The sequence below is a fragment of the Rhodospirillaceae bacterium genome (assembly GCA_018660465.1).
Lineage (GTDB): Bacteria > Pseudomonadota > Alphaproteobacteria > Rhodospirillales > JABJKH01 > JABJKH01.
This window is the reverse complement of the sequence record JABJKH010000089.1, coordinates 72,864-96,360: the sequence shown is the minus strand read 5'-3', so window position 1 is coordinate 96,360 and position 23,497 is coordinate 72,864. Positions and strand designations below refer to the sequence as shown.

Genomic DNA, 23,497 nt, shown 5'->3' with positions numbered 1-23,497 from the left:
TTACGCCGCTAGCGTTTCTTTTAGGTGGTCAATCACCTTACCCCACGCGTCTTCGCTTTGTTCTTCTCGGTATTTTTCCGGTGAGGGAAAATTCTGGAAGGCGTGGCCAGCTCCGTCGTATCGATAGAACGTACTCTCGACGCCGCCATCGGTTAACGCTTTTTCATATTTATTGACCAATTCCGGCGACGGGTTTTCATCTTCGTTACCAAAGAAGCCGAAGACAGGGCAGTTAATATTTCCCATCAAATCGGTCACAGGAGGCGTTCCCGGCCCCATCGTGACATCAGCGCGCCCACCATAGAAGACGGCGCAAGCTGCGTAGTCAGGGTTATGACATGCGCCCAGCAAACTCACCCGACCGCCCCAGCAATGGCCGACGATGGCGATTCTTTTACTATCAACATTGTCTTGGCCGGCCAAGTGATCAAATGTCGTCCGTAGGTCCAAGGTCGTCCAGTCGTCCCTGAATTCGTCTCTCTTGACCTGCATTTCTTCTGATTTTGGCCACCAGTGAAAGATAAAAGGAACGGCGACGGAAAAACCTGCATCCGCGTAACGCTGCGCGGCGACAAGGGTAAACTCGTCATTCTCAACGCCGGTATGACCAACAGGAATATGTTGGCAGAGAACAATGCCCGGATGTGGGCCGTCCCCATCCGGCTCATACATGAAAACTTCCATCGGACTGTCGTTGACGTTAACAGTATCAACACGGTGGCCCATAGCTTAATCCTCCCCAAAAGAAATCAGAAATTGTTGTTGCCGCATCCTGCCAAAACGATGGCAGCTAGGCAATGACTCATATTTATATTTTCGGGTTAATCAGCGTTTCGTTCGGATAGGTCGGATCTTCAATAATTGCAAGCTCGTCAGCGACCTGAACGCGCCCTTCGGCAATAAGTTTTAGTGCCATCGGATAAATCACATGTTCCTGCTCCAAGACCCGGGCTGCCAGCACATCCGGGGTATCGTCCTGGTGGACCGGCACACAGGCCTGAACGATGATGGGACCGTCATCAAGCGCCGGGCGGACATAATGTACCGTGCATCCCGAAAACCGTGCGCCTTCTTCGATGATCCGCTGATGAACGTTTAAGCCTTTAAAGGCGGGCAAGAGTGAGGGGTGAATGTTTACCAAGCGATCATACCAGCGCTCCACAAACGGATCGCTTAACAGGCGCATAAAACCAGCCATGAAAACAAATTCGACGCCGTTAGCCTCTAAAACCTCGGTCATTTCGTGATCAAATTCTTCGCGGCTATTAAATTCGGTGTAGTCGATTACCGCTGTCGGGATTCCGGCCTTTGCGGCTCGGTCGAGGCCCATGACGCCGTGAATGTTAGAAAGGACCAAGACGATTTCAGCGGGAAAGTCAGGTTCACTACAGGTGTCGATTAGGACTTGTAAATTACTGCCCCGGCCTGAAATGAGGACGCCAATTTTTAACTTGGCCATGTCTGTTCCAAACTTTGTAACTGGACCGCATCACCTTCGTCCTTACGGGGAACCACAGTGCCCAAACGCACAACGGTTTCGCTTGCGTCCTTTAGGGCGGCTGTTACAGCATCTGCTTTTGCGTCTGAAACGATCACGCACATGCCAATGCCACAGTTAAATGTTCGCGCCATTTCCCGCTGTTCAATACCACCGGCCTTCGCAAGCCATACAAACACCGGGGGTAGGGACCACTGGGTGACGTCAATGTCCGCGCCCAATCCCTCTGGCAATACCCGCGGGATATTCTCAATCAGTCCGCCGCCTGTGATATGAGCAAAGGCGTGAACACCACCAGCCTTTAAGGCCGCAAGGCAGGCTTTCACATAAATTCGTGTGGGCTCCAACAACGCGGCACCCAAGGACTGATTGTCATCGAAGGGTGCAGGGGCGGCATAATCCAAGCCTGCTTTCTCTACGACTCGGCGGACCAGTGAAAAACCGTTGGAATGGAGTCCGCTTGAAGTGAGACCTAGGATTACGTCTCCGGCCCCCACTTTATCGCCGGTCAGTATTTCATCGCGCTCCACCGCACCAACGGAAAAACCCGCAAGGTCATAATCATCCTTGGCGTACATACCAGGCATTTCGGCGGTCTCTCCGCCGATCAATGCACAGCCGGCCTGACGACACCCTTCGGCGATCCCTGAGACAATGTTGGTGCCAGCGGCGACGTCCAGTTTAGCTGTTGCAAAATAATCCAGAAAAAACAGCGGCTCTGCCCCTTGGACCACAAGGTCGTTCACGCACATGGCGACGAGGTCGATTCCCACGGTATCGTGCGTGCCGGCCTCAATGGCGACTTTCAGTTTTGTGCCGACGCCATCGGTTCCAGCCACCAGGACGGGGTCCTTGAAACCTGCGTCTTTAAGATCAAACAGCGCACCGAATCCGCCCAGTCCTGCCATGACGCCGCTTCTGGACGTGGACTTGGCCAAGGGTTTAATTGCGTCTACCAGCTTTTCACCAGCGTCAATATCGACACCGGCTTCTTTATAGCTGAGGCCTGAAGGGCCGTTGGGGGTTGCCTTATTAATGCCTATGTCCTCTGCTTAAAATATCTGCTACATGCCCCATGAATGTTACGTGGGGTGTTATGTGGGGTGTACGAGGGACGTTATAAAACGTATCCATGTGCGAAGATACGGATTCCAGGGTGCATTTCAATGCTCTATAGTAGGTGCTCGGAATTGGGGGCTCGATCATAATGCGTAAATGGATAGGTGCGGTACTGATTATTGTATCGCTGGGCGTGGTGATTTTGCCTGTATCCCCGGCGACGGCGGCAAACGTTTATGAGATCTCGGGTGTTGCTGTCGATGTTACGGCAGACACTGCTGCCGCCGCACGTAATAAAGCTTTGGCGGATGGTGAAGTGTCCGCATTTCGCCGCCTGCTCGAACGGATTACCTTACTGGAAGACCGTCATCGCCTCCCCAGTCTGAAGGGGTCTGAAATTGCGACATTGGTTCAGGACTTCTCGGTTGCGGACGAAAAAACATCATCAGTGCGTTATCTCGCGACCCTGAGCTATAGATTTAAGCGCCGTGACGTTCGCGACCTACTGATAAGTTATAATATTCCGTTCGCTGAAACCCCCAGCAAATTGACCTTGGTGCTGCCGGTGTATCACGCGGCGGGGATTATGGTTTTGTGGGACGACCCCAACCCGTGGCGGAAAGCGTGGGCTGAGCGTCAGGTGGGGGACGGTCTGGTGCCGACACGGCTACCGACCGGTGACCTAACTGATATTGCGATCATTGGCGCGGAACAGGCCGTCAAAGGCGACCCCCAACGGCTCGCCGCCGTCACCAATCGTTACAAAGCAGGGGATGCCTTGGTTACGTACGCGGTTGCTGGGTTGAGCCAGAAAACCGGCAAGCCGGAACTGCGGGTTCGTATGACTCGGCACGGTGGTGCCCTTGATACGCAGACCATTGATCGAGTTTTTCGGGCTCGCACGGGCGAATCTGATTCCAGACTATTGGCTCGAGCGGCGATGGAACTGTCGTGGCTTCTTGAAGATTCTTGGAAACAAGACAACCTATTGCAATTTGATCAGCAATCCGTGATTGCTATAGATGTCCCTATCAAGGGTCTCAGGGATTGGCTGCGGGTTAGAAAGCAGCTTGGCACCGTCGCAGTGGTCCGCGGGGTGGATATGGTCTTGCTATCCAAGACCTCGGTTCGGGTCAATCTTCATTACATCGGTGAAGTCGAGCAACTTTCTCTGGCACTGGAACAGGCCGATCTGGCGCTTTTGGGAAATGGCGAGAAGTGGGTTCTGAATTTCTCTGGTCGCCAGGGAAATTAGGCCTTGAGTAAATAAGCTTATGTCGCAGAGAATGATCATACCGAACCTGATTACACTGGCACGGCTGATTTCTGTGCCCGCCATCATTTGGTTGATCCTCAGTAATAAAATAGCCATCGCCTTCTGGCTTTTTTTAGCCGCCGGAATTAGTGACGCTGTTGATGGCTTTATTGCCAAACATTTTGATGCCGAGACTGAACTGGGTAAATTTCTGGACCCTCTTGCAGACAAGGTCTTGTTAGTCGCAACCTATTTGGCCTTGGGGTACACCGATCACTTGGCAACATGGCTGGTAATCTTGGTGGTGTTTAGGGACCTTACCATTGTCGGCGGCGCGCTGCTCTACGAAACAGTGACCCATTCCCTGGAAATGACTCCAATCGCCATCAGCAAGGTCAATACAGTCGCACAGATCATACTCGCGACCTATGTGCTTGGCTCGAACGGGCTGGTGGGAGAACTCCCGATGGTCATGGACATGCTGGTTGCGACGGTGACCCTAACAACGGTACTCTCTGGCGGCGCGTATATATTCATGTGGACCAAACTCGCGGCCCATGCGGAGAAAGCCAACCCGGAGAAAGATCTTTGACCAGGGAACAACAGATCAAAAGCTGGCTGATTGGGATCGCGGTGTTCTTAGCGCTGCTATTTTTATTGCGCTCGGTATTGCTGCCGTTTGTCGCTGGGATGGCGGTGGCCTACTTCCTTGATCCTTTGGCCGATAAGTTGGAATCCTGGGGATGTTCGCGCTCAGTTGCGACAACACTCATCACGGCAGCATTTTTTGTCTTCGTTGTTTTGGTTCTGATGCTGCTGTTTCCGTTGCTGCAATCACAAGTCCTGAGATTCGTTTCACGTGTTCCAAAATACATGGAATTGTTCCAAACCTTCGTCGCCCCAATGGTCGAGCAAGTTCAGTCGAGCCTGTCATCGGGTGATGTGGAAACCCTGCAAAAGGCCGCTGGGACCTACGCGACGGACGTTTTCAAATGGCTGAGCAGTGTTGTTAAAGGCTTGGTTGGCGGTGGCGTTGCCGTGTTTGAGGTGCTTTCATTAATCATCATCACGCCGGTCGTGAGCTTTTATCTGCTGCGCGATTGGGACGTGATCGTTAACAAGGTCGATGGCTGGCTGCCCCAAGACGCGGCACCGACAATTCGTGAGCAGTTGTCCGAGATCGACAAAACCATTGCAGGGTTCGTTCGCGGGCAATCAAGCGTTTGTCTGACTCTTGCTACATTTTACGCAGTTGGGCTGACCTTGGCGGGGCTGGAATTTGGCTTGTTGGTTGGGATTGGTGCCGGGTTGATTTCGTTTATTCCGTATATAGGTGCTGCGATCGGACTCGCTGTCGGGGTCGGTATTGCGTTTGCCCAGTTTGATGTCTTGTGGCCCATTATCTTGGTCTCCGGGATTTTTGTCGTTGGCCAAACGGCGGAGAGTTATTTTCTGACCCCAAAGCTGGTTGGGGAAAGGGTTGGTTTGCATCCGGTCTGGCTGATCTTCGCCCTGATGGCGGGCGGCGCGTTGTTTGGATTTACCGGCGTGTTGTTGGCCATACCTGTGGCGGCCGTAATCGGCGTGCTGGTGCGGTTCTCGTTGTCCCGGTATCTTGAGAGCGCTCTTTACAAAAACAACTAACATGGCGACCACACAACTCCCTCTTAATCTAAAGCACCGTCCGGCATTAGGCGGCGAAGATTTTCTGTTGGCTCCCAGCAATCAAGATGCAGTCGCGTGGCTCGACAAATGGCCAGACTGGCCATCGACAGGGTTGGTCATTCATGGCCCCACTGGTTCCGGGAAAACCCATCTGGCACAGGTGTTTTTGGCGCAATCAGGAGGAAGGCTCATTCAGCATGAGGAAGTCTTGGGCGATACGGCATATGCTTTTGCCCAAGCGCCTGCCTGCATCCTTGAGGATGCGGATAAATTAACGGGTCACAGGGCGAACGAAGAAGCCTTGCTGCATATTTATAACGCGCTGGGGGAAACCAAGTGTCACTTGTTGCTGACGGCGCGAACGCCGCCGGGGCAATGGAAAATTTCTTTGCCTGATCTGAGTTCGCGCCTGAATGCCGCGGCTAGCGTTGCGATTGGCGTGCCGGACGATACCTTGATTACAGCGCTCCTGGTTAAGCAGTTCGCCGACCGACAGCTGAGCGTTGATGAAAGTCTGATCGCCTATCTTATTCCCCGTATGGAACGCTCGTTCGATGCGGTTCAACGCCTTGTCGATGCGGCGGATAAGGCGGCGCTGGCAGGGCAGCAAAAAATCACGAAACCATTGCTTGGCAGGGTCTTGCGGGATATGGAAACGACGTAACAAAAAACTCATCGTGTGGAGAAAATTTCATGGATTTAGGACTTTCGGGAAAATCAGCGTTGGTATGTGCCGCCAGTAAGGGGCTCGGGCGTGGCTGTGCCATTTCATTGTCTCGGGAAGGTGTGGACGTCACCATCGTTGCGCGCACGGCAGAGACGTTGGAGGCGACGGCTGAAGACATTCGCAAGGAAACCGGTGGCAATGTCACCGCTATTGCCGCCGACATCGTCAGCGAGGAAGGTCAGGCTGCTGCTCTCGCCGCATGTCCGAACCCAGATATTCTGGTGAACAATGCGGGTGGACCACCGCCGGGTAATTTCCGCGATTGGGACCGGGATGACTGGATCAAGGCGCTGGACGCCAACATGCTGACTTCGATATTTTTAATCAAGGCCACTGTTGACGGCATGATCGAGCGCAAGTTCGGGCGGATCGTTAACATTACCTCAGGCTCGGTCAAATCCCCGATCCCGATCCTTGGTCTCTCTAATGGTGCCCGCACCGGCCTAACCGGATTTATCGCGGGTCTTTCACGGGAAGTCGCGCGTCATAACGTCACCATCAACAACCTTCTGCCGGGGCCCTTCGACACGGATCGACTGCGCGCTAATATGGCGGCAGCAGCGGATAAGGCCGGAATTTCCGCAGAACAGATGATCGAGCAACGCAAGAAATCCAATCCCGCCAGACGGTTTGGCGAGGCCGACGAATTCGGCGATGCCTGTGCATACTTGTGCAGCGCCCAAGCGGGCTTCGTCACAGGTCAAAATTTCTTGATGGACGGTGGCGCCTTTAATTCGACGATGTAATCCGTTCTAGGTTTGCGCCCCACCGTTGATTTGAAGCAACTGAGCGTTGATGTAGCCGCCCTCGTCCGACACCAGAAGTTTGACCAGGGCGGCGATCTCAGAGGGTTCCCCCATGCGGTTGGCCGGGACTTGAGCGACGGTTGCTTTAATTCCATCCAGGGTCCGCGCATCTTCGTAGTCGCCATTGATCGGGCCGGGGGAGATGACGTTAGCCGTGACACCTTGGGCCGCAAACTCTCGCCCCAAAGATTTCGTCAGTCCCCAGACTGCGTGCTTGGACGTCGATACATGGGCGCGACCGACATAGCCGCGCATGGCGTGCATGCCGGTAAAATTGATAATCCGGCCGTAGCAGCGTTCGACCATGCCGGGCAGGAATGCCTTAGACAAGCCATGGACAGAGCCAAAGTTAACGTTCATCACCCGCATCCAGTCTTCGTCGCTCATTTCAATGAAGCCGGCGGAGGGACGAATAGCTGCATTATTAACTAAGACATCTACGCCGCCGAAGGCATCCATGGCATCCTTTATAAGGCCAGACAGGCCGTCTGGATCGCCAATATCCGCCATGACCCCAATTGCTTCTACACCAAGGGCTTTTATGTCATTGACGGTTTTTTCAACTGCGGCCTCGTTGGAGACCCCGTTGACGACAATATCGAACCCGTCTTTCGCAAGGCCAAGTGCCACGCCTCGGCCTATATTCTTGCCGGAACCGGTGATGAGCGCTGTTTTGGACTTTGAATTCATAATGTTTCCTCATATGGGTTGCTGGCGATACTAATCGACCATAAGCAACTGACAAGCCTTGGAATTCATCTCCATTCACAATTTGTTCGTGAAGCATTCAATTGCCTGAAACTTTCGGGCGCTAGATTCCCTTCTCATATTGCACTGCTGGATACCTGAAGGAGACACAGAATGGATCACGGAATGGAAGCACACGCGTTAAGCGATGGGATTAGCGAAGGTTTCGTGCACCTCAAAAACGAACGGTTCGTGACGGCTTTTAATGAAATGTTTGAACCGCTCGCAGCGCTTGAAAGGTTGGCGCTGCTTGAATCTGCCAAGCATGAAACCCATGCGGACGGCAGTGCTATCATTCGGCAGAGTTCTAAAAACCAGGCGATTTATGTTTTGGTTCATGGCGAATTACGGATTGTTCAAAAAGTTGCTGGGCAAGAAACGGAGATAGCCCGCCTTGGGGTCGGTGCCGTGTTCGGTGAAATGTCCTTTATTGACCTGGAAGGTGCCAGTGCATCGGTAATAGCAGAGGGAGAGGCGGAAGTTCTCTTTATTGATGGGCGTCAAATCAACAATTTATTCGCGACGATTACGGGATTTGAAGGCCGGTTTTTTAGGTCACTATCAAATATCCTCTCGCGGCGACTGAGAGTCACCAATATGCGACTCAGCTGGAAATAATGTGCAGGAGATATCTACGATGAATGATGAAACGAGTTTGAAAATTTTTGTCATTGATGATGACACCGAGTTTCTAAATATGATTAAAGCGACCCTAGAGGGGCGGGGTCATTCGGTACTAACGAGTGTCTCGCCCTTGTTCGCCATACACGAAGCGGCATCGTTGCGGCCGGATTGTATCCTTGTCGACTTGATGATGCCTGGTATTGACGGTGCGCAATGCTGCAGTGAACTTCGTGAACGGCGCGAACTAACAGATACGCGAATCATTATGATTTCTGGAAGGGACCCTGGCCTATGGTCACAAAAAATTTGGGCAAGTGGCGCCGATGGGTTTATCAAAAAAAATACACCGGCCGAGAAATTTGCCGATGAACTTGCTGATCTCCTATCGCCAGAGAATATCGATGCAATGGGCCGCAAGGAGCGTGTAGGGTACGCGATCTAAAAAATAAAAATGCCTAGATTAAAGCCGCTTGTCTTGACAAATCCGGCCCCCTCTGCCTTTTTGCGCGGGCTTTGATTGGGAGCGGGTTTTCCGCCCTTTTCCTACATTCGAGCAATACATTTTCATTCAAACGGTGAGGGCAGAAGTTATGCACCCCTATCGCACACATAATTGCGGCGAATTGCGGTTGGACCAATCAGGGTCAGAGGTCCGGCTTTCGGGCTGGGTCCATAGAAAACGCGACCACGGAAATTTACTCTTCGTGGACCTTCGCGATCATTATGGCATTACCCAGTGCGTGATTGATGTTTCGAGCCCGCTGTTTAAGACGGTCGAGGATGTTCGCCCTGAAAGCGTCATCACCGTGACGGGGCGGGTCGTGGAACGGACCGAAGACACCGTCAATTCCACCCTGCCAACCGGTGAAGTCGAAGTCACCATGGACGAGGTCATTGTTGAGAACCCAGCCGACGTGCTGCCCCTGCAGGTCGCGGTTGACTCGGATATGAACGAGGAAACTCGGCTTACGTATCGGTTCTTGGATCTGCGCCGCGAAGAATTACACAATAATATTCTTTTGCGCAGTCAGGTCATCACGTCGATCCGTTGGCGTATGGTGGACTTGGGCTTTACTGAATTCCAAACACCTATTTTGACGGCCAGTTCGCCAGAAGGTGCCAGAGATTATCTGGTGCCGTCGCGTAATCATCCGGGACAGTTTTACGCTTTGCCGCAAGCACCGCAGCAATTCAAACAACTGTTGATGGTATCCGGCTTTGATAAGTATTTCCAAATTGCCCCCTGTTTCCGCGATGAAGATGCACGCGCGGATCGCTCGCCCGGCGAGTTCTATCAGTTGGATCTGGAGATGGCCTACGTCACTCAGGACGATGTGCTGAAGAACGTAGAGACCTGCGTCGGCGGTGTGTTCGAAGAATTCGCCAAAGACCGTGCGGTGACATCCTTACCGTTCCCCCGCATTCCGTACGCTGAATCGATGCTCAAATACGGCACTGACAAGCCCGACCTTAGAAACCCGTTGATCATGAGCGACGTGACCGAAGAGTTCCGCGACTCAGGCTTTGGTCTGTTCGCGAAGAACGTAGCGAAGGGCTCTGTTGTTCGCGCCATTCCGGCACCTGGTGCGGCCTCAAAACCTCGTAGTTTCTTTGATAAGCTCAACGATTGGGCTCGAGAAGAAGGCGCGGGTGGTCTTGGCTACATCGTGTTCGGCGAAGATGGTGAGGCCAAGGGACCCATCGGCAAGAACCTTGAAGGCGACCGCACGGCACGGATTAAGGCAGCGACGGGTTCGGTTGACGGCGATGCGGTCTTCTTTGTCTGTGGTCAACAAAAAGACGCTGAGAAATTCGGTGCTGTGGCGCGCGAGCGTATTTGCGACGAAATTGAGTTCCGCGAAGGCAATTCTTTCCGGTTTTGCTGGATCGTTGACTACCCAATGTACGAACTCAACGAAGACACCGGTGAAATTGAATTTAGCCACAACCCATTCTCCATGCCGCAAGGCGGCCTAGAGGCACTTGAGAACGAGGATCCGTTGAGCATCCTCGCGTGGCAATATGACATTGTCTGCAATGGCGTCGAGCTTTCCAGTGGTGCCATTCGAAACCACCGGCCTGATATCATGTACAAGGCGTTCGAGATTGCGGGTTACGGCACAGACGTGGTGGAAAAAGAATTCGGTGGCATGTTACGGGCGTTTAAATTTGGCGCACCACCGCACGGTGGTTCCGCTCCCGGAATTGACCGGATCGTCATGTTATTGGCCGATGAGCCCAATATTCGCGAAGTCATTGCGTTTCCGATGAACCAGCAAGCTCAGGATTTATTGATGGGAGCGCCCTCCGTCACCGATGATAAACGGCTCAAGGAACTGCATATTAAACTTGACTTACCCAAAGTTAAGGAAAAATCATAACGGACTCGAAACCTATACCTGAATCACCCCATATATAGGGGTTATTAGGATTACTTAAGACGAAATTTAGCGAATCGGAGCTAAGTTTCTGATTCTGTTAAGAATCTGTTAACCATAGATATAGTATGTCCTTGGGGTATGGGGAACATAATCAAAAATGGAGGGACGCTGGTCGTTGCCTCTATGTTACTGGGAGGGTGCGGTCTTCCCGTTGGCGTAACGATCGCATCCTGGGCGGCGGACGGCATTTCCTACGTTGCTACGGATAAAACCTTAACCGAACACGGAATTTCTGCCGTTGCGGGCAAAGACTGCTCCGTCTGGCGAATGTTCAAGGGGGGGCAATTCTGTGTTGAATGGAAGGAAGAAGACAAGTCTGTCATTGTTGCTCAAAATGATCAGGGCCAAGTGGACGAGCTAGGTTTTGATTTTGAAGGCGATGACACTGCCTATGTAGATTCTTTCCATTCGAAACCTCAAATTGCCGAGGCAAAGCCCAAGGTCGAGAGCTATTCGCAGAATGGTAAGGATGTTGGAAAGGAATTGCCTAAAGGCCAACAAATCACCGAAAGTGCGCAGCCGGATCAAATCGTTATATCCAATGAAAAGATTGATGCGCCGGCAATTACACCGTTCCCAGTTCACTATGCGACGTCGCTACAAACAGTTTCAGTTGAGACCAAGGCATCTGTTGAACCCGTGAGCGCAACAAAGATTAGCGCCGATGTCGCCAAGCCAGTGGAAAAATCGGTAAGCCCGCCGAAGGTTGCGGCCCAAACTCCTGCTTCAACCGAAGCTGCGGACCGTTATTTCGTGATTGGAAGCTACTTCGGTCCAGACTATGCAAAACGCCACGCCGAACGGCATGCGCTCTTAGGAGCTTCCGTGGCAAAGGCGAAGGTCGGTCGGAAAGATGTTTATCGCGTGATCGTCGGACCCTTTACGAAGGCTGAGCAACCCTCGATTCATAAGTTGATCAAGCGATCAAAAATCCGCCAAGCATGGGTCATCAGCATGAATGCCCCTAAGCACCAGGGTGGGGCACAGTTGGCCTTGATGTTAGAAGCCTACCAGGACGAGCCAGGGCTAATTCAAGTCGCCGGTAAACCTAGTAGATAATTCCTCATATTTCGGTGAAATAATTAGCGGCCCTCTATTCTGGAGGGCCGCTTCTCTATGGGCCTTTCTTCTTCGTCGTCGTTCGAATGCGTATTACGCGACCAAGTACTTTGGCGGGGCAAGTTTACGGAGCACCGCCAGGATGTGCTTTGTCCGTCGGATGACCTTGCTGTCGGCAGGATTATGACGTTGAGCAAAGGTCATGCGTTCTTCCCACTGAGCGATGAAGTCCTTGGGTTCGTCTGGTTTGGCTTTCTGACCGGTTAGCGCACCGATGGTCTGATCGTAATCGGGTTGAAGCTCGGGCTGGAAGGCAAGCATGGAATACTCTTCCCAGGTAAGGACACCTAAGGCGTATAAATAAAGGCTGCCTTCAGTCATTTCCCGGGGCGAAATATTACGGACATCAATACTGCCAAAAATTTCACGGAAGGGAGAAGGCAACTGATAGGGTTTGGTCTTTTGAAGGGCCTGAGGCTCTAGCGACATTGGTGGTTCTGGAGGGGCGAACGGAACCAATTCGCGGCCATGGGCCTCGGAAAACAGATCAAGATAACTCAGCGGTTGATTATTGCTCATAATATCAATTCTTCTTTTCTGCTCGTCCCCTCGTTAGGCATTCGTTTCTTCGAAATCACACTGCCGAGTTAGAGTTCTTGGTTTATTATATGTGTTCGCGAGCAAGTTCCATTCTGGGTATTGCTGATTTAGTCTCCTATGCAGTTGCATGCCGTAGGGGCAATGCGTTGCGAGATTTCTTGGCTTCATACATGGCGCTATCTGCGCGGTTCAAAAGGTCGTCCCCGTGATCCTCAGGGCCATAAATTTGGACGCCAATACTGGCGCTCAGGCGGATCAATCGGTCCTCCCAAGTCACCATTGTCTGATTAAGAGATCGATCCAATTGTTCGATCCGTGGAATGCTGTCTTCCCACTTGGTTCGTGTCAGTAACACAGCAAATTCGTCTCCGCCCAGTCTAGCGACGACGTCTGTGCCGCGAACGCTTTCCAGTAGGATGGCGGTTACCTGGCGCAGAACTTCGTCCCCTGCGGCGTGTCCGTAGGTGTCGTTGACGGGCTTGAAATCGTCCAAATCAATATAAACCAAAACACCTTGTTCGTTATAGCGCGATGCACTGGAAAGAGCGCGATGGAATTCACTCAAAAAGCCGCGGCGGTTTAGGATGCCAGTTAACTCATCTGTGATGGCCAATTGCTCTAGAACTGATATTCGCTCCAAGCACTCGGCTAAATGCATCTCAGCATTGCCAGCGGCTGATTGAGCGGCGTCAATGGCGGTCCGATAATCAGATAATTCATCCGGTCCAGCTGATTGGACGGCATGCTCCAGACAATTGGTCAGATGCAATACGGCAGACATGAGTTCAGATGTGCTTGAGGTATCGAAACCGGCGATAGCTCTTTTCTTATTCTCGATAAGCGTCACAACAGCTCCTTTCCGATCTAAATCCACGGCGGAATTGGGGAAATTACCGTGTAGATACAGAAGTAGAAGCAATCATTGTGCCATTATCAAAATTACGCAGTATCAGGGCGTTAGAACAATTTTTGCCGAATCAAATTTGCCGAGTGGGCAATATTTGCCGGGTAGAGGTGACAAAGATTCCGACTCAGGGGCGATAAATTGGCCGTTCGAATGTGAAGAATTTAGATACGGGAGAGGCCGGTTGTTTGGACTTTAGGAGATCGTTTCTTAGGCTACAGACGAGGCTCTAAATTCACCATTGATGAACCGAGCATTAGGATAGGCGTCCGCCTTTTCCCCATGCCTTTTCTCGGCGGTTTGTTTGCGAATTATCAGGATGGTATGGCCAGCAAATTGTTGTTCGATTAGATCCCGGGCTTCAGCCTCGGACTCGACTGCCATTTCATCAATGAAAATTTCGTCAGATAGCGCGGGGTCGACATGAAAAACAGTGAAAAGGTCCTTCGACCGTTCAGCGCCCAAATGGTCATTTAGGCCCTCTTGTGTCGTGTCTTCGCCGCGCATAAGGCAGATCCCCCCAATTGCTAATTCCGGCACTGAAACCTCAAAACAGCGACTTGATTCATAAAAACGAACAAATATCCCGACTTGTTCGTATAAACAGAATCTCTAACGATGTGATTTCAATCCCAAAATCCCCCAGTGGTTAATTAATATTATGGTTAACAAAAAGTGTCAACTTGTATTTACAATTTATTAGTAATTATATTTTTAAGAGACTATAGAATCAAATTTGTGAGGACTCATAGAAGTTGAATCCTTAGAATCCTATGATGAGTCCTATAGACTCGTATAAAGTGCACTAAATTTGGCGATTCATTACAGACTCTTAGTGAATCAATTAAGAAAAAGTGTGATTCTTTTCAATGGTTTATGATTCTTGAAAAAGGCAGAGTTTTGGCGATTGAGTCTAATTTCCTAGAGTTGTACCGCGACTCGTAAAAGGCGAGGGGATTGAATCGAATTCAGGCAATGTTTTGTTAATTGTTTGACCCTATCGTGAGGCTGCAGTGTTTCGATATTTTGTACACTGTTTGAGTGGGTGATTTGGGAAGTTGGTTAATTTTTGTGTGTTTGGGCCTCTACAGACCGATTTGATTCGGTCTTACAATTTAGTCTTACATTTCGAGCCTGCACAAAGATACTTTCTTTCGATTTTAATTCCACGTGGTATACTCAGGCCGTAGGCAGGGCCTTGTATTTTATTAAGTAATAGTCGCGGGATACGCGGGATGGATGAGAAGTTAAAGGGCGAATTTAGTGGTCATGGGGTAACCCAGAATGGCCTTAAAACCGCTTTAAAGATTAAAGAGAGTTACGGTAAGGGTGATCCGTTGGTTTTGCCGGAAGATCGTTCGCGTATCCTTTTGCCGGAAAATTTCATTAATGTTGAGGTTAATCTTAAGGGCTACGAGGACCCGATCGCTTTGGCGATGGTCGCGGCCCGAGACCCTGAAGCGCCCATGGCGCTGGCTGCGGCAACGCGTCTTAGCCCACTTGCACGGAATAAGAAATTAATTTCCGGTGTTTGTGAATTGGTTGGTGACGCCAGTCGACATGAACTGGTACGAAAATGTATCGATCTGGTCAGTGATAATGACTTTAGTCCAGACTCCATCGATGCGGTGCGGCGTCAGACGGCGAAGTTTATTATTCATTCGCGCAAGCAATATACGTCGGCGCTCCGAATGAATTTACGCTCTTTGATTGAAGGCGACATCGCGCCACGTAAGTTCGTGCAGGAATTCTACGAATTAACCGAAGCTGGCAACATGCGGACTGATATCCGTAAGAAGCTGATCTTAAGCCTGCTTCTATCGGACACCATCCGCCCAAGTATTAAGTTTCTAATGTTGGAAAATTTCCACCGACTGCCAACAGCCGTGCGTCACGCCATAATCCTAAGTGTTTTAAAGGCAGATGATTCCCGGCACATCGATGTCATCAAAGAAGAACTGCGCTACATGCTATTTCAAGAGCGCGAAACCGGCGTCATTCACTAGAAAATTCAATAAGTGGCTGTTGATTTCCCGTCTTCGGATGCGTAGGCGAGGGATACTGACGGCTGACAGTACAACTGGTACAGCGTCTCAATGACAGAACTGACTTCGTCGCCGGCGAGAGAATAATAGATCGTCTGCGCGACCCGACGGGTTTTTACCAAATCATCGCGGCGCAGGCGTGCTAGATGCTGTGATAATGCGGATTGACTGAGGCCAACGATCTGCTCCAAATCACCGACGCACTTTTCGCTTTCCAGTAAATTTTGGAGGATCAAAAGACGGTGCTCGTTGCTCAACGCTTTGAGCAATTTCCCAGCGCGCTTTACATTCGCCTTAAACAATTCGTTTGTCATTTATTTCCCCTTTACCCCCGCAGTCGAGGGCCTTTGAAAGGTGGTGAAACAAAAAAAGTTTCTATGCATTCAAACTCTTGAGATGGCAAAAGTTCTTCTATGCAATGTTTTTAATATAATGGACGCCCTATCTTGGTTCTAGGGGTAAATGAAATTAAAATATTGCGACGCAAAATAATAGGAAATATTCTTATCCAGGTATTTTATGTAATTATTCTAATAATACAAAATTATATGTAAATAAAAAATACAATTAAAACAATCGATTAATTTATGATCTGATCAGTTTCCGTGTCGCGTCTGGCGCAAAGCGGTGTTGGTTTCAGCCCTTAAGAAATATCACAATAAATACGCTTTATGAAAGCGCTGCAATAAAAATATTGCGCTGCACAATTGATAATTCTCTAATATGCCCCTATACGATCACGAGTAAAATATCGCACGAACTTACATTTGGATGAGGTGGGTAAACTTGTGACGGACACAAAATTAGACTTAAAGGGACTGCTTTGTCCGTTGCCGGTTTTGCGAGCAAACAAAGCGATACGGAATTTAGCTCCTGGCGCACATGTTGAAGTGCTGGTGACCGACCCCCAGGCGCCCAAGGACTTTCAGGCTTTTTGTGAGACGGCGGGCCATGAATTCATCGAAAGCAATGAACAGGACGGCACCTATACCATTAGTTTCCGCAAGGCGACTGAGTAGCTTACTCAGCAGGTTTACTTTCCGCTGAAACAGGCAGGTTCTTCCTGCCGCTTTCCACGGCGCCCATGAACAGAGTGAGCAAGGGCGGAATGATCGCAAGGGTCAGGACGGCTGACAGGGTCAGTCCGCCGACGACGACCGAACCTAATCCACGGTAAAGCTCTGATCCTGCTCCCGGCACCACTACCAGCGGCAGCATCCCGAATATACTCGTTAGGGTCGACATGAAGATCGGTCGGATGCGGTTGCGGGTTGCTTCTTGGATGGCATCGGAAATTTCCATTCCCTCTTGTCGCACATGATGCAAGGACTGATGCACCAGCAAGATTGCATTGTTGACGACAATCCCGACGAGGATGATGAAACCCAACAGTGTCAGCATATCCAAGGTCTGGAACGTAAACTGATTGAGCAGGGCCAAGCCGCCAATCCCGCCCGCCGTTGCCAACGGCACCGACAGCATGACAATGGCTGGGTAAATAAAGCTCTCAAACAGGATCGCCATGACTAAGTAAACAATGATGACTGCCATGATCAGCTGCACCACCATGGCGTCCCAGGTTTGGGTTAACTGATCCGCAGTGCCCGCCAGCCGCAGTTGAACGTTGGGCGGCAGGCCTTCATCACGCAGCCGCTTGATGACATCGTCCCTAAGCACATCCATGGCCGCTTCGAGCGGGATGCGTTCCGGGGGTACAATTTCTAAGGTTACAGTTCGGGCGCGCTCAATGTGGCGGATTTCCGTCGGGCCTGACGTGACCAGTACATCTGCCAACTGGCTGGCGGAAAGGATTGTGCCGGATCGTGTGACCACCGGCAGGTTGCTGATGCCTTGGGTTTCGATCACCTGTTTCAGCGGCCCTTTTAAGGTAAGGTCGATGCGCTTGCCGCCAACGGTGATTTCGGCGACCCGAATACCATCGTTAAAGGCATCCAAGGTCTCACCCAGTTCTCGCACGGTCACACCATTGTCCGCCAGTTTGATGCGGTTGGGGACGATCCTGACTTCCGGCGCACCCAGCTCCAAGCCCGGGCGGGGCCGCATTTGAGTGCCTTCGCTGCGTGGCAGGACCTGACCGATGTAGCCAACCGATTTCAGGGCCAGGCCCAAGATCGTCTCCAGGTTTGGGCCGGAGATATTAAAGTCGATCTTCCGCGACCCAGATACAGTTCGACCAAACAAAGATCGTTGTCGGACAATGCCAAATGTTCCAGGTTCACGCCGCGCCGCCTTGGCCAGGATGGGTTGCAGTTCCTTGACCCGAGTCGGGTCTGCAGCTGCTGCGCCTAAGAAAGTTGACCCGCGGGATGCGACGAAGAAGAAGCGTTGAATCTTAGGTGGCTTGGATCGGTCTTCGTTGACGGAATCGTCTGCGTGGCCTTTGCCACCGGACCAAAGCGGTCTGATTTCATCTTCGATGCTTTTAGCGATCTTTGCGGTGGTGCCGAGGTTATAACCCGGCGGTGGCACGATCACGCCAAACAACAAATTACGGTTGCCGTCCGGCAGATAATCTAACTTCGGCAAGAACGTGACCGACGCCAAACCGCCTGCTGTGACGATACTGACAACTACGGCCAACGACAGGGTGCGGCTTTTTGAGACACGGCGTGTGAGGCCAAGTACAATCTTCGAAAACAGACCCGCCAAATCGTCGATCAAGGGCAAGCGAATGTTGACCCGGCTCTCCCGCTTGGGGTCATTCAGCAGACGCTTTGAAAGAGCGGGAACGACGGTAATAGAGACGATCAGAGACAACAGAACCGCGACCGAAAGCGCAACAGCGATATCCCTGAAGAGTTGGCCAACTTCCAAATTCATCACCAAAATCGGAATGAACACCATCACCGTGGTCAACGCCGATACCAGCACGGCACCCCAAACTTCAGAAGCACCTTTGAAAGCCGCCTCGGTTCGCGAATGGCCCATTTCTCGAAGTCGATAGATGTTTTCCAGCACCACAATGGCGGCATCGACGACCATGCCAATGGCGAAGGCAATGCCGGCCAACGAAATCACATTGAGCGAACGCCCCAGCGCCGTCATTGCGACGAATGCGCCGATGATGGAGACAGGAATGGCCAAAGACACCACCAAGGTCGCACTCATTGAGCGCAGGAACAGCAATAAGATAATCGCCGCCAGCGTGCCACCGATCCAGATGTTCTGCTTCACCAATTTGATGGATGATTTGATATAGACGGTTTCATCATAGACTTGCGTCAAGTACAGCCCAGCTTCGGGAAGTGCCGCTTGGTTTAGCTCATTGATCGCGCCGCGGATGCCGTCCATGGTTTCGATCACGTTGGCACCAGCGTCGCGCACTGCATTTACCGCGACAGCAGACTCACCCAGGAAACGAATAAACCGGATGGATTCCTTGTGGTCGAATTTAACGGTTGCGATATCGCCAACAGTGACCCGGGCGACGCGTCCCGTGGCGGAGTCTCTGTCGGATCTCAGGACCACATTCCGAACGCTTTCCAGGGATTGATACTCGCCTTCAGCACGCACCACGTAGCGGCGCTTGCCTTCGTCTACATCACCGGCAGAGACCGACGCATTACCCTGGCGAAGTCGGCCCAGGACTTCGCTGACTGTCAGGCCATAGCGCGCCATTTGGGCGGGTTCCATAACCACCTGCATTTCCCGTTCGCTGCCGCCATAGACATTGACCCGGGACACGCCAGGAACCCGTTCAAGCCGGTCCTGGATCACGTCTTCAACAAAGTCACGGTAGTGATCCATGTTCTTTGTGTTGCCATCAACTCGGCGGAGCACAATCCAGGCAATAGGGTTGTCATCAGAACTGGATGTCTTAAACGTAGGCTCATCAGCCTCTTCTGGATAGCCGGTAACCCGGTCCAAGCGATTTGCAACCAGCAGAAGTGCCTTGTCCATGTTCTGTTGCAGGCCGAATTCCAATCGGATCACGGCGCGGCCGTCTTGGGCTCGGGCGGTGATTTCCTCAAGACCTTCCAGGCCCTTCAGTTCGTCTTCCTGCTTATTAACGATTTCGCGCTCAATTTCGGCCGGGGCGGCACCGGGCCAAATCGTCGTGATCGTGATAATTGGCTTACGAATATCGGGAGTCAGCTGGATGGGGATGCTGTACAGCGCCACCAGACCAAACATCACGATCATAATCACCGCCGCCATAACTGCGACGGGACGATCGATTGCCAGGCGAATCAATCCCATTTTATTTTATCTCTAACTCTACCTAAGACGTCTTACTGATCTTGATTTTCTGCCCTGGGCGTAGCCGCTCGTTACCGCGGACAACGACACGTTCGCCAGGTTTTAAACCTGACAAGACTTCGAATCGGCTGCCGACAGCTTCGCCCAAAGTGATGGTTCTGGGGAACGCCTTGCGGCCTTTGCCTTTCTTATTTTTGACCACGACAAATACGATCTTTTGGCCTTTGCGGGTGATGACGGCATCTTTGTGGACAGAGATAACGGTACGGGTCTGACCGATGGGAATTAAAATAGTGACCGACTGACTAGCCGCCAAATTTTCAATGCTACCATCAAATTTTGCCGTAAATCTAACCGTTCGAGTGCGGGTCAGAGGATTTTCCTCCGGCACCATGGCGCGGACTGTTGCCGGAACGCTATGTTCAGCATCAATTTCGCCTTTGACCGGCGTGCCTGGCGTTAGCCCACGGATACGGTTGGACGGTACATCGGCTTCAATTTCCAGACTGTTGTCGTCAATAAGATCGACCACTGGTTGACCGACATTCAAAAACGCACCTGAATCGGTGTAGCGTTTGCTGACCACGCCGCCGAAGGGAGCCCGGACCTGGGCATTATAAAGCTTAATTTCGGTTAGTTTTAAATCTGCCCTGGCGCGTTGCAGGTTAGCAGATGCTTCTGCAGCGGCACTTTCAGCTTTAACCACTTCCTGGCGTTTGTCTTCAAACCGAGCCTGAGAGAAGGCGGCTGAACGACGTAGGTTTTTGAGGCGTTTGAGTTCTTGATTTACCAATCCGATTTGCGCATTTGCGGTGGTCACAGCGGCTTTCTTTTCCTTGACCACGGCCTGCTTTAGGCGCCTTTGCCAGACAATCGAATCAGTCACCAGCGACGCGATGACATCGTTCTTTTTAACCCGATCGCCGACGTCCACCAGCATTTTGGCAACCGGACCCTGGGTGCGGGCAGCGACCACGCCAGAACGCCGGGCGACAAGTCTGCCAATGACGGGGAAGGTTTGGGTCATGGGCTCTTTGATGACCTTGTCGGCCACCACCAGCATCGCCCGTCCGCGCTTCTTCTTCTTTTTTTCTTGAGCGAATGCGGGGTCCCAGGCGGCACCAAGCATCAACGCCGCCAGCAACACCGCGACCGTCCGTCGGCCCAAGCTAACTCCATGATTGCGTGTCACGTTCGTAAAACTCCTTTGAGTGAGCGCTCCACGGACACTTTTGCCTGATCGCCGGGGTGCACTCAATCTAATTCTGACAATTATTCGTGATCCTAAGCATGACGTACACTTGCGAAGGTTATATAAAAGAGTGGACGCCCTAAATCCAATACGCCAAAGTGTACGCGTAAATCGATAAATATATAAAAATTAAAAACTCATTTTATTACAATCCGGTTCCATGACTGAATTCAATATAACATCGTTTGAAAATTTATTTCGTGACGATGAGAGATTGAAAATATTTAACGATACGGTTCCTGCGGGAATTTTGGTTCTTAGCCTTGAAGACGGCAAGGTCGTATTTTCCAACCAGTTTTTTAGAGACACCCTCGGCGGCGATGGTGACCAAGTTTTGGGTGCTTCTTGGGAGGACTTTTTCGTCAATCCTGATGAACGCCAGGAACTTATGGTTAAGTTTGCCGTTGAAGACGAGGTGCGAAATTTTGAACTTCGACTGAGGCGCACCGACGGTGGTGTGGTGTGGGGGCTGGCATCTTTGTCCAGCATCCCGATTAAGGACGAGGAATTACTTCTTTTTGCATTTGTCGACATTACGCCGCTTAAAGAGGCGGAGGAAGAAATCCGTAATTTGGCCAACCATGACCCGTTGACGGCACTGCCGACACGACGGCTGTTTTCGGATAATCTTAACAGAGCGCTCGCTCGAGCCAGTCGTTCAGAAACTGAAGTGGCGCTGTTGTTTGTCGATTTAGATGGTTTCAAGGCCGTTAATGACACTCTCGGACATGATGTGGGCGACGGCGTATTAACCCAGTCTGCAAAACGATTATTGGAGTGTGTTCGCGAAACCGACACAGTGGCACGTTTGGGCGGTGACGAGTTTGTTATTATCTTGGAACGTCAGGATGTTTCACGGGCCCAAACTGTTGGCGAGCGTGTGGTTAATAATCTTTCCAAACCGTTTGTATTTCAAGAAGGCACGGCGACCATTGGGGCTTCTGTGGGGATCGCATTTTACCCTCAAAACGGTCGAACAGAAAATGAACTCATAAATGCAGCAGACAAGGCCATGTATGAGGTGAAAAAGGCGACAAAAGGTGCGGTCGGCCTAGCCTAGCCTAGCCTAGCCTAAGCTTAGGGATTAATTTTATTGAAATAGTTTTGAAGGGCGGACTTGTCTAAACTTTCGAGTGGCAAGCCTGCGAACATTGAAATTCGATCGTTTAGTCGTTTATATGCTTCCGCGAAGGCGCCGTTTATTTTTTCTTCCGTACCGATTGCCGCCGCTGGGTCAGGAATTCCCATATGCGCTGTCATTGGGTGGCCGGGCCAGATCGGGCATGTCTCAGCAGCAGCGTTGTCACAAACCGTCAATACGAAATCCATTTTTGGTGCCCCGGCTCCGGCAAATTCATCCCAGCTTTTTGATCGCGCAAATGTCGTATCCAAATTCAGGCTCGTGAGCAGTTTCAAGGCATAGGGGTTCACTTTTCCTGTCGGCTGTGAGCCTGCGGAGAATGCCTTGAATCGGCTGTGTCCGATCTGATTAAGAATAGCCTCGGCTAGAATGGACCGTGCAGAGTTTCCAGTGCATAGAAAAATTACGTTATAAATCGGCGTAGACATCAGACAGTCCTTGTAACTGGCAACTTAGGTTTATTTGCAACAGGGCAGGTTCGCCTATAACGTTTTATACAAACAACAGTAAATAGTGGAACTTACCATGACCACAGCCCTCTTTACCCATCCCGTTTGTATCGAGCATGATCCGGGTTCTGGCCATCCTGAATCTCCTGGTCGGCTCAAGTCTGTAATGGATGCTCTGTCGGCAGATGAATTTAATGTTCTCGAACGGCGTGAAGCCCCTTTATCAGATCTCGCCCCGATCAAGGCCGTGCATCAACCAGAATTGGTAGATCTGGTCATGGAAAATATCCCTGAAACGGGGCAAGTGTACTTGGACCCGGATACTGCTTTATCACCCAAATCAGGGGAAGCAGCGCTTCGTGCCGTGGGGGGATGTTTAGCGGCGGTTGATGCAGTAATGGAAGACGGGGTCCAGAATGCCTTTTGTGCCGTTCGTCCCCCTGGGCATCACGCAGAATCAGGTCGTTCGATGGGATTTTGCGTGTTTAATAATGTCGTGGTGGCAGCGGACTATGCCCGAACCAAACACGGCCTGAGCCGGATAGCTGTCGTTGATTTTGATGTTCATCACGGGAATGGCACTCAGCATTCTTTCGAGAAGGATCAGGATTTATTCTATGCCTCCAGCCACCAGTATCCCTATTACCCGGGGACAGGAGCTGAAAGCGAAACGGGTGTCGGCAATATTGCCAATCTGCCGATGGCTGCAGGGGAGGGCTCTGATGCGTTTAGAAAGGGATACACGCGTCAGCTATTACCGGCACTGCGCGAATTCGATCCGGATTTGCTGATCATTTCGGCTGGGTTTGATGCCCATGAGCGCGATCCACTCGCGCAGATCGGCCTAACGGAAGACGACTACACTTGGGTCACCCGTGAACTCCGCGCGATCGCTGAAGATTGCTGCGATGGTCGGCTTGTTTCTTCGCTTGAAGGCGGTTACAACCTCGATGCCTTGGCGCTGAGCACTGCCGCCCACGTCAGGGTTCTTTTGGAGAGTTAGG

Annotated in this window: 24 protein-coding genes; 13 read left to right on the top strand and 11 right to left on the bottom strand. The window is 51.3% G+C overall.

What is annotated here, in order from left to right:
- The 3 genes from HOM51_14605 to HOM51_14595 form a co-directional block, all read right to left on the bottom strand.
- On the bottom strand, window positions 1-726 hold the full coding sequence (locus HOM51_14605) for a dienelactone hydrolase family protein (protein ID MBT5035740.1): 726 nt from the start codon (window positions 724-726) through the stop codon (window positions 1-3).
- Between the two features lie 82 nt (window positions 727-808).
- Window positions 809-1,459 carry a phosphoribosylglycinamide formyltransferase gene (locus HOM51_14600; protein ID MBT5035739.1) on the bottom strand — a complete coding sequence of 217 codons (651 nt, stop codon included), beginning with the start codon at window positions 1,457-1,459 and terminating at the stop codon, window positions 809-811.
- On the bottom strand, window positions 1,447-2,535 hold the full coding sequence (locus HOM51_14595; protein MBT5035738.1) for a phosphoribosylformylglycinamidine cyclo-ligase: 1,089 nt from the start codon (window positions 2,533-2,535) through the stop codon (window positions 1,447-1,449). Before HOM51_14595 ends, HOM51_14600 begins: the two co-directional genes overlap by 13 nt.
- Before the next feature lie 170 nt (window positions 2,536-2,705).
- Here HOM51_14595 and HOM51_14590 point away from each other — a divergent pair, with 170 nt between their 5' ends.
- From HOM51_14590 to HOM51_14570, 5 genes are read left to right on the top strand one after another with little or no spacing between them, the layout of a single operon-like run.
- Window positions 2,706-3,812, top strand: a complete 1,107-nt coding sequence (locus HOM51_14590) for a DUF2066 domain-containing protein (GenBank protein ID MBT5035737.1) — start codon at window positions 2,706-2,708, stop codon at window positions 3,810-3,812.
- A gap of 31 nt (window positions 3,813-3,843) precedes the next feature.
- Window positions 3,844-4,404 (top strand): CDP-alcohol phosphatidyltransferase family protein, encoded by a 561-nt coding sequence (locus HOM51_14585; protein MBT5035736.1) that lies wholly within the window; start codon window positions 3,844-3,846, stop codon window positions 4,402-4,404.
- On the top strand, window positions 4,401-5,456 hold the full coding sequence (locus tag HOM51_14580) for an AI-2E family transporter (protein ID MBT5035735.1): 1,056 nt from the start codon (window positions 4,401-4,403) through the stop codon (window positions 5,454-5,456). Before HOM51_14585 ends, HOM51_14580 begins: the two co-directional genes overlap by 4 nt.
- 1 nt (window position 5,457) lies before the next feature.
- On the top strand, window positions 5,458-6,141 hold the full coding sequence (locus tag HOM51_14575) for a hypothetical protein (protein ID MBT5035734.1): 684 nt from the start codon (window positions 5,458-5,460) through the stop codon (window positions 6,139-6,141).
- Window positions 6,142-6,170: 29 nt separating this feature from the next.
- Window positions 6,171-6,950: an SDR family oxidoreductase gene (locus HOM51_14570; GenBank protein ID MBT5035733.1), complete on the top strand. Its 780-nt coding sequence runs from the start codon at window positions 6,171-6,173 to the stop codon at window positions 6,948-6,950.
- Window positions 6,951-6,956: 6 nt separating this feature from the next.
- Here the strand turns inward: HOM51_14570 and HOM51_14565 are convergent, their stop codons facing one another.
- Window positions 6,957-7,700: an SDR family oxidoreductase gene (locus HOM51_14565; protein MBT5035732.1), complete on the bottom strand. Its 744-nt coding sequence runs from the start codon at window positions 7,698-7,700 to the stop codon at window positions 6,957-6,959.
- Between the two features lie 171 nt (window positions 7,701-7,871).
- Between HOM51_14565 and HOM51_14560 the strand changes: the two genes are divergently transcribed.
- From HOM51_14560 to HOM51_14545, 4 genes are all read left to right on the top strand, one after another.
- On the top strand, window positions 7,872-8,375 hold the full coding sequence (locus HOM51_14560; protein MBT5035731.1) for a cyclic nucleotide-binding domain-containing protein: 504 nt from the start codon (window positions 7,872-7,874) through the stop codon (window positions 8,373-8,375).
- A 19-nt stretch (window positions 8,376-8,394) separates the two neighbouring features.
- Window positions 8,395-8,823 (top strand): response regulator, encoded by a 429-nt coding sequence (locus HOM51_14555; protein ID MBT5035730.1) that lies wholly within the window; start codon window positions 8,395-8,397, stop codon window positions 8,821-8,823.
- A 148-nt stretch (window positions 8,824-8,971) separates the two neighbouring features.
- Window positions 8,972-10,762 carry an aspartate--tRNA ligase gene (gene aspS / locus HOM51_14550; GenBank protein ID MBT5035729.1) on the top strand — a complete coding sequence of 597 codons (1,791 nt, stop codon included), beginning with the start codon at window positions 8,972-8,974 and terminating at the stop codon, window positions 10,760-10,762.
- A gap of 138 nt (window positions 10,763-10,900) precedes the next feature.
- A complete protein-coding gene (locus HOM51_14545) occupies window positions 10,901-11,881 on the top strand; it encodes a hypothetical protein (GenBank protein MBT5035728.1) in 981 nt (326 codons plus the stop codon).
- Window positions 11,882-11,974: 93 nt separating this feature from the next.
- Here HOM51_14545 and HOM51_14540 read toward each other — a convergent pair whose 3' ends face one another.
- The 3 genes from HOM51_14540 to HOM51_14530 form a co-directional block, all read right to left on the bottom strand.
- Window positions 11,975-12,460 (bottom strand): hypothetical protein, encoded by a 486-nt coding sequence (locus HOM51_14540; GenBank protein MBT5035727.1) that lies wholly within the window; start codon window positions 12,458-12,460, stop codon window positions 11,975-11,977.
- 136 nt (window positions 12,461-12,596) lie between these two features.
- On the bottom strand, window positions 12,597-13,262 hold the full coding sequence (locus HOM51_14535) for a GGDEF domain-containing protein (GenBank protein MBT5035726.1): 666 nt from the start codon (window positions 13,260-13,262) through the stop codon (window positions 12,597-12,599).
- A gap of 333 nt (window positions 13,263-13,595) precedes the next feature.
- Window positions 13,596-13,892 (bottom strand): hypothetical protein, encoded by a 297-nt coding sequence (locus HOM51_14530; protein MBT5035725.1) that lies wholly within the window; start codon window positions 13,890-13,892, stop codon window positions 13,596-13,598.
- Window positions 13,893-14,620: 728 nt separating this feature from the next.
- Between HOM51_14530 and HOM51_14525 the strand changes: the two genes are divergently transcribed.
- On the top strand, window positions 14,621-15,391 hold the full coding sequence (locus HOM51_14525; GenBank protein ID MBT5035724.1) for a hypothetical protein: 771 nt from the start codon (window positions 14,621-14,623) through the stop codon (window positions 15,389-15,391).
- 5 nt (window positions 15,392-15,396) lie between these two features.
- Here the strand turns inward: HOM51_14525 and HOM51_14520 are convergent, their stop codons facing one another.
- Window positions 15,397-15,744: a winged helix-turn-helix transcriptional regulator gene (locus tag HOM51_14520; GenBank protein MBT5035723.1), complete on the bottom strand. Its 348-nt coding sequence runs from the start codon at window positions 15,742-15,744 to the stop codon at window positions 15,397-15,399.
- A 474-nt stretch (window positions 15,745-16,218) separates the two neighbouring features.
- Between HOM51_14520 and HOM51_14515 the strand changes: the two genes are divergently transcribed.
- Window positions 16,219-16,449: a sulfurtransferase TusA family protein gene (locus tag HOM51_14515; protein ID MBT5035722.1), complete on the top strand. Its 231-nt coding sequence runs from the start codon at window positions 16,219-16,221 to the stop codon at window positions 16,447-16,449.
- A gap of 1 nt (window position 16,450) precedes the next feature.
- Here HOM51_14515 and HOM51_14510 read toward each other — a convergent pair whose 3' ends face one another.
- Together HOM51_14510 and HOM51_14505 are read right to left on the bottom strand one after the other, a co-directional pair.
- A complete protein-coding gene (locus tag HOM51_14510) occupies window positions 16,451-19,651 on the bottom strand; it encodes an efflux RND transporter permease subunit (GenBank protein MBT5035721.1) in 3,201 nt (1,066 codons plus the stop codon).
- 22 nt (window positions 19,652-19,673) lie between these two features.
- Complete coding sequence (locus HOM51_14505; GenBank protein ID MBT5035720.1) at window positions 19,674-20,843, bottom strand: efflux RND transporter periplasmic adaptor subunit; 1,170 nt, start codon at window positions 20,841-20,843, stop codon at window positions 19,674-19,676.
- A 274-nt stretch (window positions 20,844-21,117) separates the two neighbouring features.
- Here HOM51_14505 and HOM51_14500 point away from each other — a divergent pair, with 274 nt between their 5' ends.
- Complete coding sequence (locus HOM51_14500; protein ID MBT5035719.1) at window positions 21,118-21,963, top strand: sensor domain-containing diguanylate cyclase; 846 nt, start codon at window positions 21,118-21,120, stop codon at window positions 21,961-21,963.
- A 17-nt stretch (window positions 21,964-21,980) separates the two neighbouring features.
- Here the strand turns inward: HOM51_14500 and HOM51_14495 are convergent, their stop codons facing one another.
- Entirely contained in the window at window positions 21,981-22,472 is a 492-nt protein-coding gene (locus HOM51_14495) for an arsenate reductase ArsC (protein ID MBT5035718.1), read from the bottom strand.
- Between the two features lie 97 nt (window positions 22,473-22,569).
- Here HOM51_14495 and HOM51_14490 point away from each other — a divergent pair, with 97 nt between their 5' ends.
- Complete coding sequence (locus HOM51_14490; protein ID MBT5035717.1) at window positions 22,570-23,496, top strand: histone deacetylase family protein; 927 nt, start codon at window positions 22,570-22,572, stop codon at window positions 23,494-23,496.
- Window position 23,497 lies beyond the last annotated feature (1 nt).